This window comes from Segatella oulorum F0390 (genome assembly GCF_000224615.1).
GTDB lineage: Bacteria > Bacteroidota > Bacteroidia > Bacteroidales > Bacteroidaceae > Prevotella > Prevotella oulorum.
The window spans coordinates 304,091-317,746 of the sequence record NZ_JH114215.1 but is presented as its reverse complement, the minus strand read 5'-3'; the positions used below and the strand labels follow the sequence as shown (position 1 = coordinate 317,746).

At 37.8% G+C, this 13,656-nt stretch carries 12 protein-coding genes; all 12 read right to left on the bottom strand.

The annotated features are described in order from the left end of the window. Nucleotides 1-24: 24 nt before the first annotated feature. Complete coding sequence (locus HMPREF9431_RS01320) at nt 25-1,233, bottom strand: glycosyltransferase (RefSeq protein ID WP_231287681.1); 1,209 nt, start codon at nt 1,231-1,233, stop codon at nt 25-27. Nucleotides 1,234-1,491: 258 nt separating this feature from the next. After that, the gene (locus HMPREF9431_RS11940; protein WP_081463295.1) at nt 1,492-2,055 is read right to left on the bottom strand and encodes a serine O-acetyltransferase; all 564 of its coding nucleotides are present in this window, start codon (nt 2,053-2,055) and stop codon (nt 1,492-1,494) included. Then, nucleotides 2,042-3,154, bottom strand: coding sequence for a glycosyltransferase family 4 protein (locus tag HMPREF9431_RS01310; protein ID WP_004379250.1), 1,113 nt, complete (start codon nt 3,152-3,154; stop codon nt 2,042-2,044). The genes HMPREF9431_RS11940 and HMPREF9431_RS01310 overlap by 14 nt, the downstream gene beginning before the upstream one ends. Nucleotides 3,155-3,217: 63 nt before the next feature. Further along, the gene (locus HMPREF9431_RS01305) at nt 3,218-4,186 is read right to left on the bottom strand and encodes a glycosyltransferase family 2 protein (protein WP_004379249.1); all 969 of its coding nucleotides are present in this window, start codon (nt 4,184-4,186) and stop codon (nt 3,218-3,220) included. After that, nucleotides 4,187-5,149, bottom strand: a complete 963-nt coding sequence (locus HMPREF9431_RS01300) for a glycosyltransferase family 2 protein (RefSeq protein WP_004379248.1) — start codon at nt 5,147-5,149, stop codon at nt 4,187-4,189. It lies immediately after the preceding gene. Between the two features lie 39 nt (nt 5,150-5,188). Continuing rightward, entirely contained in the window at nt 5,189-6,109 is a 921-nt protein-coding gene (locus HMPREF9431_RS01295; protein WP_004379247.1) for a glycosyltransferase, read from the bottom strand. 63 nt (nt 6,110-6,172) lie between these two features. Continuing rightward, complete coding sequence (locus HMPREF9431_RS01290; RefSeq protein WP_004379246.1) at nt 6,173-7,114, bottom strand: glycosyltransferase family 2 protein; 942 nt, start codon at nt 7,112-7,114, stop codon at nt 6,173-6,175. A gap of 30 nt (nt 7,115-7,144) precedes the next feature. Next, entirely contained in the window at nt 7,145-8,104 is a 960-nt protein-coding gene (locus tag HMPREF9431_RS01285; protein WP_004379245.1) for a glycosyltransferase family 2 protein, read from the bottom strand. 267 nt (nt 8,105-8,371) lie between these two features. Beyond that, nucleotides 8,372-9,343, bottom strand: a complete 972-nt coding sequence (locus HMPREF9431_RS01280; protein WP_004379244.1) for an acyltransferase family protein — start codon at nt 9,341-9,343, stop codon at nt 8,372-8,374. Between the two features lie 14 nt (nt 9,344-9,357). Further along, nucleotides 9,358-10,320, bottom strand: a complete 963-nt coding sequence (locus HMPREF9431_RS01275) for a hypothetical protein (protein ID WP_004379243.1) — start codon at nt 10,318-10,320, stop codon at nt 9,358-9,360. 1 nt (nt 10,321) lies between these two features. Next, entirely contained in the window at nt 10,322-11,758 is a 1,437-nt protein-coding gene (locus tag HMPREF9431_RS01270; RefSeq protein ID WP_004379242.1) for a lipopolysaccharide biosynthesis protein, read from the bottom strand. Between the two features lie 665 nt (nt 11,759-12,423). Then, on the bottom strand, nt 12,424-13,611 hold the full coding sequence (locus HMPREF9431_RS01265; RefSeq protein ID WP_004379241.1) for a TDP-N-acetylfucosamine:lipid II N-acetylfucosaminyltransferase family protein: 1,188 nt from the start codon (nt 13,609-13,611) through the stop codon (nt 12,424-12,426). Nucleotides 13,612-13,656 lie beyond the last annotated feature (45 nt).

The following is a 13,656-nucleotide window of genomic DNA, read 5'->3' as shown; positions in this document are numbered from 1 at the left end:
GAAACTACTTTAAGCGATACCATCTCATTCCGCCGATGAAAGATCCCAATGAAACAGTTTGTGAACGATGGCTAAGCACTGGTGGTGTGCTAAAACCTGCTCGCGTCCGGCCTCGGCCATACGCTCATAGTCGGAAACATGCTGCGGAATAGTTGCCAACATCGTGACAAGTTCGTGAGGACTATGGTATAACAAACACGACTTGCCATGCTCCACCGCAATATTTTCTAAAGCACCCAGCGTTCCCACCGCTAACAGACCATTGGCAATCGCATCCAACACCTTACCCTTCGTTCCGGTTCCTACAGCTATCGGCGTAAGTTGTATGTCGTGGGCTTGCAGCGCTTCGATGTAATCCTCTGCAAAATTTTGATGGCTCACAACAAACCCTGCGTGCTGCAATGTTTCGGCCTCTCTCTCCCACCCTTTTCCTAAAAAGGCAATATCGTAATGCACTTTAATGGCGCCAACCTCTGCCTCAGCATTACGAGCCGCGAGCAAGGCTATCACCTTTTGCACCTCTTCGGCCATATAAAAATCATTACGCCCGGCAATCAACAGTTTGATTCGCGGTTGATGAAACGCTATCGGCTTACCCTTGTAATCATAAAGTGGATGCCGCAAGAACAACGTCTCGCCGTGCTCGGCATGTGATTGGAAAAACGACGCATCAGCCTGCCCTACAAAATGATAACGCACGTGGGGCAAACAAATGTGGCGCTCCAACGAGAGATATTGATGATAGGCAAACGACGACTTTAAAATCTGAAAGAGATTGCGCGTGGCAAACGTCTTTCCCAGCAAACGATAATAGAACAACGATTCGCAATCGGGCATCGTAACCACGCATCCCATACCACTAAACCAGCGTGCCAAGCCTGCAATCTCTTCGCCATAAATCCACACAACGTCGGGCTTCTCGGCCTTCACGGCTTGTGTTGCAGCCAACGGAAGGCGATAATAGGAGGCCAAAGGGTAGCGCAAAAACACACGCAACAGAAGCAGTCGCAACCGCATCATGAACAACATCCATCGCGGACGCGGCAGCAATCTGATGGTGATGCCTAAGGTGGCCTCTATCTGCTTGATTTCATCAGGCGCAATTTCGTTGATGTTAAACGAATAGACCACGAACGCAGTCCCCTCACCACGTTGCGCCCGAATGAGATGATAAGGCAGTGCCGAGGCAGCTCTGACATTATTATAGGTGGGTGTTGACAGGGATATCAACACTATTTTTTGCAATGAATCCATATTTTATGAAAAGATAAGCAAACGATTTTACCAAATCATTTCGATACATGTTGCTGCCCCGTCACACGGCAATCATACATTTATCTCGTTTTCGCAGCCTGAGGGTCGTTTGCATGGGAAATAAAATTTCCCGTGACTCGTGAAGGACAATAGATTAGGTCCCTCGAGAAAATGATTTCTTCCATTGCCGCAAGGTCGCATGCTCTGAACACGCGCGATGATGCATTTCTACAGGCTTCAATGCTCCTTCAGAATGATTTTGGCAGGTGCGCCCACAACGATGGCATCATCGGGCACATCCATATCCCGCACAACCGTGTCGGTTGCAATCACCACCCGATGGCCAATGTGGCACTTGCCAAACACCTTGGCGTTAGGTGCCAAATAGCAATCGTTGCCGATAACAGGCAGTTCGTGTCGGCGATTGAGCGAGCTAATGCCCACAATCACACCCGGCGATAGATGCACATTGTCGCCAATGCGCGCCTCGCTATGCACAATGATGAAGCCCGCCGTATGCTGTATTTTCACGCCCTTCCCCACCGAATGGAAACTGATTTCGATGTTTCCTTTCTGCGAATAATGATGGTAGCAGATGGCTGCCAGCGGATAAAGCCACTGAAAACGCCGATTGCACTGTGCCATCTCTGCCACACGCAACCAAAAAAGGAAGCGGAAGTGATAATTGGGGAAAAAAAAATCGGCCAAGAGAAACTTTAGCCAGGAGTAGGCATAATTGCGCTTAAAATCGGCCGCGATGCTGGCTTTCATCCCCTTCCATGTTGCCTTATCTTCCATCATAATGACAAATTTTCTGATACAAATCCATCCATTGCGCCTGAATGGCTTCTATTTTAAATTGCGCTGCAACGGCAACCGACGCTGTCCCGAAAGCCTTTCTGAGTTGCACTTCGGCTATCAGCTTACAAATTTTATCGGCAAAATCGTCAACATCGCCCAAAGGAACCATAAAACCATTTTGCCCATGATACACTAATTCGTGAGGAGCTGAGGGGCAATCGAAAGCCACAATGGGCAAGCCACACGCCTCAGCTTCGGTAATAACCAATCCGAAAGCTTCGTCACGTGAACTTAATAGAAACATCGAGGCATCGACATATTTCGACACGATATCCTTCGTCGTCCCCCGCAAAGTTACGACTTCCGACAACGCCGCCTCATCAATTTGCTGCTGCAAACGCTGCCTTAACTCACCTTCGCCATAGATATCCAACTGCCATTGCGGATAGCGTTGTGCCACCTTCTGCCACGCTTTAATCAAATAGTCAAATCCTTTTTGATAGTGCAGACGTCCCGCGGCTATAGCCTTGGGATGCTCACAAGTTGAGAGGGCTTGCGGATGGATAGTCAAAGGATTATAAATAAAGGTGGTCTGTGGAACGAAACGCTTCCATTTCTTCGCATCACTCAGACTCAATACCACCAACTGATCATACTTCCTGACCAACAGGATGCGCCGCAGAGTTTGCATCCATGCTGCAATTTGCAGAGCCAATCCGTGCCGATGTTGCCCCATCCAAACCCATGAGATATTGAAAGAAAAATGGAACTCGAAAACTTTCTTGCTTCCATCATGCAACTTATAGAGCACAAAAGACTCTAAACCTCCTGTTGAAACGGTAATGTCCTGCGGATGCTGCTTAAAATAGGCTGCCAATACCGCATAACACTCGGCCTTGGTCTTCGCTGGAAGATGCACCCGCTCGATGCGCTGATCTAATGGAAAAATGTCGGGGCAACTTCCATCATCTAACGTGATAAACGTGATATCCAGATCATGGCACATCGCATTTACCCGCAAAGAAAGCACGCGCTCCATGCCTGCAGCATGCCACAGCCCCTCGGTGATATAAGCAATTCTGATTTTATGCTGTACCATCAATAAAAATACCTTTAATAAAGCCGACCGCCTTTCCCATTGAATTGATAAGTGAGATGCCCCTCACATTCTATTTATTAAGAATGTTGCGATAAGAAAGCGTTTCCACTGTAGAGGACTTATTTTAAAAGGTAGCACTCGATCTTTTTTCAATATTGCAATCATTTCAGGAAGCTCACCTGCAAGGAATTTACGCTGCCTCCATAAAGAATAGAGTGCCCCAAATGCGATTTGTTCTGCACGCGACTTAAGGCACGAAGCAATAAAAGGTTTTTCCTTTTTAATTTTCTCAGCTAAAGCAATTAAGCTCTCACTTACGCTAATCGTATCCATAAGTTTGCCACGCACTACCTCAGGTTTATCCATATTGGTCTGTGTGACGGAATTCCCGTTTACATGATAGATATAAGGCGTACAATGAATAAATTCCACTCGTTCTGCATACGCCATTAAACAATAACAAAGTTCCGCATCTTCACCAAATGTCTTCGGTAAAAACCTTAAATGATTATCTGTCAACAATTCTTTTTTTGCTATACAAGAAGACATTGCGTATGCTACAAATCCTCTTCGATAGCACTCTTCTCCTGTGCAGACCGTATTATAACGCATGTTAGCATATCCCCCACTAAAATCAGGACGTCCATCGTTATAACGAATCAAGTCACTAAAAAGTAACATATCTAAATCATGCGATGTAGATAGATTTACTAAACGTGATAGGCAATTTACTTCTATTTCATCATCAGCATCGACGAACCAAATATATTTTCCCTGTGCAAGCCCCAACCCGTGATTACGCGCTAAACTTTGTCCAGTATTTTCTTGATAATGATAAATCAAATTAGTATGCGCATTTTGCCACTCTACCACTATATCTTTACCCTTATCTATTGAGCCATCATCAATAACAATAACCTCAAATAATGACTCTTCCAAATCTTGTTGGTAGCACGAAGTCAGCAACCGTGTTATATACTTTTCAGCATTATACATCGGAATGATAATACTAAGTTTACAACTCTCCTCCATCTATTGAAAATGATAAGTCAATCTTAAAAAATTAAAATATATAAAACGCAAAAAGATATTCGGACTCAACAGCATCTTTTGTTGAAAAGTCAATGAATAATCAACCTTCTTAACTTCATTCTTGAGATAGGCCACATAAGCATTATTCTGCCAACTTATACAAAAAAGATTCGCAAAAGTCCATTCTAACAAAGGAATAAAACGAGCCTCCATGATAGCTGACATGTATTGCTCTTGATATTCTGTTGGAATTGATGCTAATCTCAAGCAATCATAAACTATCAAGGATTCAGGAGTCCCTTCTGATGTATGCAGTCCTCCATCTGTAATAATGTAATTGTAAACACACCTTTCAACAACAACCGGCTTATGCTGCATTACAAAAGCATAACGGATATTAAACAACCAATCCTCACCTTTCAATACACTCTGTGGAATATCAAACATAAAATCTGTAAACAATTTGCGCCGATACAGTCGCCCGCAAGGGCCTACATGAAGATGTCTGCGTGAAATCATATCCCTTCTATAATCTTCGATACAATAAGTATCCCCTAACCTTTCTATTCTCACGCCATCACGGAATCCGACAACCATCTCTGTAAAAACATTGTTCTTTGCCGCCTGATAAAGGTCTTGTAAAGCATTAGGAGGAAGCGTGTCATCACAATCAACAAAGGTGACCCACTTCCCTTTTGCAACTTTTACTCCTGTATGCCGTGCTTTCATTGCTCCACCATTTGGCTGATGGATAACTTTTATCCTTGCATCTCGAAGCGCTATCTCATCTGCAATAATACCCGTTTGGTCAGGGCTCCCATCATCTACTAATATTAGCTCAAACGCTTGACATGTCTGCTTAAGAACACTCTTAACACAACGCTCTAACACTCTTTCTACCTTATAACATGGCACCACTATTGAGATGTTGATATGATGAGGTATTATCTCACTTTTTTCCATAAGTTACACTACTAAGATTTATCATATTAATGTAATAGCTTACCCGCAAATTTTCGCAAATGCAAAAAGAGTTGTCCCAACCAAAAGTATCGCAAAGATAACCTTACCAACCATTGTGCACTCGCTATAAGATATCAAATCTCCAAACTCTTGTTGAAACTCTTCTTTGGAAATACCTCCATAATATAGTGTCCAATAAGCAAATAAAGGCATGCCATGTCGGACATAATAGTCCCAATACGTGGTGCCATACAACAATGCACGATAGTTCACACTCGCCCTATACGCATTTAATCCCATCCGAGGGTTATTATCTCGAGTAATTGCATCAGGATTTTCATCCCTAACATAGTGATAGAAAGCCTTATCTAAATATGAGTAATGGATATCAGACATAGCCATTTTGATATTAACTAAAGCGTCCTCGCAAAGATTAATGTGGGGGAAGTGGATATTCAATTTTCTCCATGTTTCTAATCGAACAAGCTTATTCCAACAAGCTCCAAATAACCTTCCATCAAGATATTCTTTCACAATGGATGAGGGGACGAGACTTTCTGGGCGCTGTGAAATCAATTCTGAATTACATGCCGTATCTCGATAATAGTCACAAATAACTACGTCCACATTCTCTTCAACTGCTTTATCATAAAGTTCTTCAAGCATTGTTGGCTCCCCCCAATCATCGGGATCCGCATGAATCATATACAATCCTGAGGCTTTCTCTACTCCGAACTCTCTTGCAGACGCAACGCCTCCATTTGCTTTATGAAAGACCTTAAACCGAATATCTCCACGAGCGTAAACATCACAAATCTGTCCAGAGGAATCTGTACTTCCGTCATCAACCAATATCACTTCAAACTCTTTTAAAGTTTGCACCTTTAAAGATGCTAAACACTTATCCAAAAAAGAAGCAACATTATAGACTGCTACAATAACCGAAACTTTTGGTTGCATATTAAAATATTCTATAAAATAAAAATTACTGATTTCTTGTACATCATAATAATATCAAGAGCCCTAATAAAGCCAATCTCGTAGTTTTCCAAGACACTTTCTTGCCAACAAGATCAGTTGTCCTAACCAATACCATTTTACAGATAATCTGAGTATCCATCCTACACTCGAAACATGCTGCAAATCTCTAAATTCCTGCTTAAACTTTTCAACTGATACCGCATTGTAGTATAACGCTAAATAGGCCATCCAAGGCATACTATACTTTACATAAGTTTCCCAATAGTCTGTATCTTGTAGCAAATTTCGAAAACACACATTCGCTTCATAAGCGTTTATACCTGCTTGTACATTCCCCCCCCTCGTTACACTCCCTACACGATCAATCCGAACATAGTGATAAAAAGCGTTATTTAAATAGGAAAAACTTATATCATTCATCGCTAATTTGGCATTCACCCACATATCCTCACACAACTTAATCAAGGGAAAATGTATATCTAATGCGCTCCAAACACTACGTTTCACAAGTTTGTTCCAACAAGATCCATGTAAAGAAGAATCAAGATATTGTGTGAGTATTGTTGAATGCTTCAAATCCCTAGGCTGCTGCCTTGAATATTCCATAGCGGCAGGGAGAGTATCTATATAAAAATCACAAATCACAACATCTGCAGCCTCAGAGATTGCACAACCATACAATTCTTCTAACATATCATCTTCTATCCAATCATCTGGATCTACATGAATCAAATATTCACCAGAAGCTTTCTCAACTCCTAATTCTCTTGCAGATGCCACACCTCCATTTGCTCGATGAAAAACCTTAAACCGACTATCTTCGCGAGCATAAGCATCACATATCCGTCCTGACTTATCTGTACTTCCATCATCAACCAATATTACCTCAAAATCTCTTAAAGTCTGATTCTTCAAAGAGGTCATACACTTATCCAAAAAAGGGGCTACATTATACACTGCAACAATGACAGATACTTTTATCATCTTGTAAACTTGGAAATAAATTAAATAGTTTTATACATCTATAACACTTTCTTTGTTTCTAAATTTTATTATGGCATTATAAATTGTAATCCACAGTACCCTAACAGATAGCCTCAATTTAAAGACTCTACTAACCCATTTAAACACACGCCACTTATTTGCTGCCAAATCTGAATCAATATCCTCCAATATTGAATTTTCTATAAACCGATTAAGCTCTTTTCTTGATAAGTTATAATAATAAACAGACTCGGAATCCATAGGAGCAAGTGAAAGGAAATCTTGATACCATTTCTTTATCTTTGTCCAACACTGCACTTTATCTTCAGTTATAGCTGTATCAGAAGATATTTCATATCTACTATTTCTAAACTGGAAGCCTATTATTTGAGTACTTGCGATACCCTTTTCTTTAGCCATTATTATTGCCGATATTCTATCAGAATGCCAAGCATAAGGAAGATTATAATAACCATTATTTTTGCGCAAGGTATCAACCTTATACAAAAAATCTCCTATTACAGGACGTTTTTGCAATGATAATATACTCCAAACAAATGAATAAATAGACTCATAACTAGGATACTCAGACTGCTCACCAATTACATTACTATTTTCATCAATAAATTCAGTCCTCATATGGTATATATCAAGTTTTGGATATCCTGCCATTAAATCAATATATGCTTGTAAACAATTGGGAAGTAACTTATCGTCATCACCCATATTGATAACATATTCTCCAGTAACATATTTAAGACAATCATTCCAATTATCAACTAATTTTTTTGCACCCAAGCCATGTTTCCTTCTATAATATCGTATCCTTTTATCTTGAAATTCTCCAACTATCTCATCTAAATTATATGGAGAACCATCATTGACTAGAATCAATTCAAAATTAGTATACGTCTGGCTAAGAATACTGCTTATACATTCTCTTAAAAATAAATCCTTATAGCAAGGAACAATTATACTAAATTTTATCATTATTAAAATATACAATACTTACAACTCTTCACATAAGCTAATAAGGGAAATCTTCCTATCAAAGACTCCGTTACAGTAATATAATTCTTGTCACAATATACTCACGTATAATGGACTTCTCACACCGATTAGCATAAAAGTATCTGTATTAGCATCATCAATCAATATCATTTCAAAATCTTTTAAGATTCGATTTGCAATCTCTATAAGATACCTCCTAAAAAGATTCTACCTTACCGATTATATAAAGGAAATTAAGTTTAAACCTTAATGAGAAAAGCATTTGCTAAATATCTTACCATAGACAACATTATCGAACCAATATATTTTATGCAAGCACTTCCCCATTAAAATTGATAAGAAAGCTATTATAACTGATAACCCACATGAAAGTACCACCAACCATAGTAAATTTAAATCTGTTTTAAACCAAGGGACAGGAAACAATATGATAAGAAACAACACAATATAATAATGAAGACAATAAATATCAAGTGTATTGCGCCCAAAATAAGAAAAGATAAAATTTAATTTATTAAAATATAGTCCGTTCCGTTTAAAAAATAAGATAAAAAAAATAACACTTCCTAATGTTGCAGAATGAATATAGCCAGTTATCCCTTTCACATATTGTATAAAACTTAATACCCCAATAAAAAACGATAATAACAATATCCAACCCTTATCAAGTTTTGGCAGCCAGTTATAACGCCGAATAAGAAAACCTGCTACAAAGAAAAACCAATAACGAGCAACCCAATCAAGACAGAATAAATCAACAAAACGTGGTGAGACTAAAAGCTCCAAGATTTTAGCTGACAACATTATTACCCCAACAACTGTCAAATCATAAATAACAGCATGTCTGGTATCAGCATTTTTACGAAAAAGAGGTAAAAACAAGTAAAATAACGAAAGCATATAAAGATACCAGTAACCAGACTTATACTTATCTACTAAAAAGAATATAATATTGTCACCATGCAAATAAGTATAGAATACGCCAAAACAAAAGAAAGGTGATAAAAAGCGAGCCAACTTGGAAATAAGTTTCTTTCTATTAGGTATCTCGGTTATAACCAAACCTGACAATACAAAAAATAGTGGCATCATGTAAACGCCAACAAATGTTGACAATAAATTAATTTTACCTACAAGTAAGAAAACACTTACATGAGAAACAATAACCGAAAGTATTGCCAATCCCTTTAAACTATCTATGTAAACAATACGTCCCATTAAAATTCAAACAATTAATTGAATTTAGCTTGTAACAATGCTAAGAAAATGTCAATCTCTCGTGCATTGTGTGCCACAAAATTGACTTTCTCCAATAGTTTATCACAAGTTGCTAAAGCCTTTTTAATTTCCTCTGGCGTATTACCATACGCGACTCCATCTTGGTTTTCTAAATCAGCAACACTATAATAATCTTCTTTCTCTTTACCCGGTTCTAAAACTACCACAGATATACAACCACAGATAGCAGCAATGGCTGAGTAGAACGTTTGTATATCATAGGAATAACAATAAGCACATTTATTAAGTACTTGCACCTTTTCTTCTTCAGATAAAGAATCTATCACAGGACCATCAAAATGGGTTGGCAAATCATTTCTATTCGCTCCTTTACGTATAATATAACAATTTCCCTTTCGATTACCATAGTTATAACGCCGGTAAAGCTGATTGTTAAACCATAAAACTTGAACCTGATAGCCTTTTGGATTGAGCTTCTCATCGTTAAATATACTACGAAAAGCTATTACCAAATCATCTTTCCCAAATGCCTTTTCATCATTTGGATAAGGATTATAATAAAGTAGCCAACGCACAACATGTCTTGCTTTAAGGAAATTCCCATACACCTTTTCAGGATATAATACAACTGTATTTTTACGACTGAAAAAAGGGTTCCATTGCAATTTTACTCCTTCTATTGGTTCTCGAAGAAAGGTCTGATAAATCTTATATCGTGGACTATTTGGATTGTTAATAAAGCGACACAACAAAGGATAAATTAGGAAATGCAAAACATGCTTTATCCAAGAAAACCAAAATTTCCATAACTTTGTTCCACGCGTCGGCTCAACATGAATATCAAACAAGCGTGCATCTATACCGCGCTCGCGCAATAAACGGCATAAAGCAGCCAACACTAAAGCTCCTCCAGATACACTATGCGGTCTGACGATTATAATACGTTGTATCTTCATTTTATTTTTTACGGATAATACTCATTATATAATCAACCTCATCACGCAAGAAAATATAGGAAAGGGTCAAATAAAGAACTCCACCAATTACCACACCTAACAAAAGGCTCAGCCATTCCATAGAAACAGAATTAACTACTAAAAAACTTACCCCACCCATAACACATGAAACACAGAGAATGGGTAATAAATCACGCATTTGAACTAAATAACCCACCTTAATAAGTTTTCCTGTGTAGTGTGTATTCAAGAACAGACTTATCAAAGAAGAGATAACCATTCCCCAACACATTGCCAAAACCCCCATAGGAATTGTTATAATCATTATAACGATACCAACAGCTCGCTTAATAATTTCTAATCTAAGAAATAAATCTGAACGCCCTTTTACCTCTAATAAATTTAGATTAATAGCGTGCACAGGATACCACATTAATGCCAAGCAAATAATCTGTAAATATAATACACAGCCATCCCATTTTTCTGTCAACACAATTCTAATTAAAGGAGATGCTACAACAGCAAGCCCAATCATCAATGGGAAAATAATGTATGCTGACAAACGGATTAACCGACGATAATTGATTGCTATCCGCTCCTCATCGCCTTGCATTTCACTTAATACAGGAAATGTCACACGTTGCAATATCCCCGTTATATTAGAAGATGGGAGCTGTGCCCATCCTAATGCTCTTGAATAATTCCCTAACTGTGCCGGTGTATAAAACTTACCTATTACCAACGGATAGATATTTTCATAAATTGCTCCTATCAAGTAGGATGCTAATAGTTTCGAACCATAACCAAATAGATACCGAAACGATTCCCAAGAAAAAATCCATTTAGGTTGCCAACCTGCAACAATCCAATACAAAATCGTCCTAAGAAGTGTTGATGCTATACCCTGCCATACCAATGCCCAAATACCAAACCCGATATAAGCCAAAGCAATTCCTACAATACCAGAAATTATTGTACAAGAAAGAGAAATCTTTGCAGTCGATTTAAAATCCATTTTAAAAGTGAATTGAGCACCTTGGACAATACATAATGAATTAAAAAGAACATTTAAACCTGAAACCCGAACAATGGGACTAAGAATAGGCTGATTATAAAAATCAGCAATAAAGGGCGCACAAACAAATAGCAACAAATAACAAACAATGCCTACAACAATATTAAAATAGAAACAAGTGTTGAAATCAGCTTCAGTCCTATCCTGCTTCCTCACCAACGCAGAACCAAATCCACTGTCTATAAAGCATTGGGCAAGCATAAAGAATATTGCCACCATAGCAACAATTCCATAATCACTTGGGACTAAAAGTCGTGCCAATACGATAGAGAATAGAAATTGAACGCCTTGATTAGAAAACCGATCTATACTACTCCAAAGTAATCCTTTTGTTGTTTTAGATTTTAAAGATTTATTTTCCATCTTCTCGAAATACCAATATATAAGAAAAGTCTCTCACTAAATAACTTCTGATTGTTCCATTAAAACCTGTACGAATTCTACTTGATGGTTAGTCGCATTGTCCTATCATCCAATAAGACATAGCCACCTATGTATAGGAGAAATGACTAACAAAATGTTAATAAGTAAATAAAAAGGCAGGAAATAGTGCAATCAATATAAATTAATTGATAAGCAGTTGGATAACCGGTTGAAAGCTTAAACGAAAATAAGCAACACGGATGAGTGAACGACCTCCCTCTCTGTTTTATAAGAATAAAATACCAAAACACATCCTTTCAAACATAATGAAATAACGCCCTAACAAACTATGAACATGCATCTTCTTCATTCTTCAACATCTCTTACTCTAAAAAGCTATGCTTTCGCGCCACAAAGCCAATCATTTTACTTTATAATTACAATGCTTTTTCTGCACAAAACAAACTGTTTTATTGGATAAAACCGATGGAAATGCACCATTTCGTATTTTACTTTCAAAGGCCATATGCTAAGGCCTTCCACAACACACTCATTGTTAACATCTTACAAGGGTCTGTCATTCTTGCTTAAATTCGCACCAACCTTTTCTGTTTTGAAATCAGCTCATGTCCAATCCTGAATCGTTTCATTAAACCACGTACTGATTATTTAGATGGGGAAGTAAAAATATCAGGCTGCAACTTTTCATATAATTTTCGAATATTACCAAGTAACACTTCTTCTGCTCCAAACGCTAATAGTCTTTCTCGTGTGTACATGATTTCCTCTCGAGAAAAAACTTGTTGAAGATTATCATCCACTAAATCGCTTTGTAGACTGAATAATGGAATTCCCATTGCTTTATACATCTTAAAAACTTCACTTGTTTCAGAAAGGAAAACGCTACATCCATTCCACAGAGCAACAGATATATTGCCCAAAGCCTGTTGACGCTCATGGAACATAATAACAGAACCGCATGATGCGATTATTCTGCAATACTCTTCATAAGGCAGAAATGTTTCTAATGCTATAAAATTCTTCCCCCAATACTTTTCTCCTTCTTTTTTTACTTTACCACGGTAATCTGCTGTTCCGCCATAGCTAAGAGGGACATATATTTTTTTTCCTTCTAAATTTAAATGTCTCAATAGCTCAAATGCGTCCAAATGGTTATTGGAGGGATCTCCTGAGTTACCAACAAGAATATTCCGTCCTATTGGAAAGAAAGTATCTAAATTTTTTCTTGATATAATAGCATCCAATTTAAAGTAATTGAACACAACCTCTTGCGCTTTAAAATAAGGCAGTCGGGACATTAAATGATACTCGGCTGGTATTACACCAGAAAAATAGTCTATACGATTGACAATCCTTTGTATTTTTTTTCTATTGAAAAGATATTTGCCATAACAATAGCCTTCATATAATGCCTCCTTACAAGAAGTTCGTTTTAATGCTTTACAAGTTTTTTTATGGTAAAGCGATACTTTTATGAAAGGGGAGCACATTGTAGGTTTACAATATAAATCGTAGCCCCATGCTAACCACACAATTTTAATTTCCTTTGGTATTGTTATAATAGCATTAAGAGGAATTGAATATAAGCTATGAAGAAATATAACATTAAACTCGCCATGGGCAATATAACTCAACAGTTGTGAAGATGTTATGCACTTTACTCGTTCTTTCTTTTTGATATACTTATAAGTAAATTCATGTTCGGATATACAGATAAATTCATTCTTTACCTTAGCATTGGATGTATAATCCATTACCTCAATTAATCCATCAATAAACTTATCGTCAGGGACACAATGTAAATTACATATTTTCTTGCATTCTTTCTCCATCTTAATTTAAAATTCACAAATGAATTATAACAGATAATTATTGTG

What these genes read in the sequence shown, in the direction of transcription:
- HMPREF9431_RS01295 (WP_004379247.1), bottom strand. Translation starts at nt 6,109, where the DNA reads ATGCAACCAAAAGTTTCGGTTATTGTAGCAGTCTATAATGTTGCTTCT.
- HMPREF9431_RS01290 (WP_004379246.1), bottom strand. Translation starts at nt 7,114, where the DNA reads ATGATAAAAGTATCTGTCATTGTTGCAGTGTATAATGTAGCCCCTTTT.
- HMPREF9431_RS01275 (WP_004379243.1), bottom strand. Translation starts at nt 10,320, where the DNA reads ATGAAGATACAACGTATTATAATCGTCAGACCGCATAGTGTATCTGGA.
- HMPREF9431_RS01280 (WP_004379244.1), bottom strand. Translation starts at nt 9,343, where the DNA reads ATGGGACGTATTGTTTACATAGATAGTTTAAAGGGATTGGCAATACTT.
- HMPREF9431_RS01310 (WP_004379250.1), bottom strand. Translation starts at nt 3,154, where the DNA reads ATGGTACAGCATAAAATCAGAATTGCTTATATCACCGAGGGGCTGTGG.
- HMPREF9431_RS11940 (WP_081463295.1), bottom strand. Translation starts at nt 2,055, where the DNA reads ATGATGGAAGATAAGGCAACATGGAAGGGGATGAAAGCCAGCATCGCG.
- HMPREF9431_RS01265 (WP_004379241.1), bottom strand. Translation starts at nt 13,611, where the DNA reads ATGGAGAAAGAATGCAAGAAAATATGTAATTTACATTGTGTCCCTGAC.
- HMPREF9431_RS01305 (WP_004379249.1), bottom strand. Translation starts at nt 4,186, where the DNA reads ATGGAGGAGAGTTGTAAACTTAGTATTATCATTCCGATGTATAATGCT.
- HMPREF9431_RS01270 (WP_004379242.1), bottom strand. Translation starts at nt 11,758, where the DNA reads ATGGAAAATAAATCTTTAAAATCTAAAACAACAAAAGGATTACTTTGG.
- HMPREF9431_RS01285 (WP_004379245.1), bottom strand. Translation starts at nt 8,104, where the DNA reads ATGATAAAATTTAGTATAATTGTTCCTTGCTATAAGGATTTATTTTTA.
- HMPREF9431_RS01300 (WP_004379248.1), bottom strand. Translation starts at nt 5,149, where the DNA reads ATGGAAAAAAGTGAGATAATACCTCATCATATCAACATCTCAATAGTG.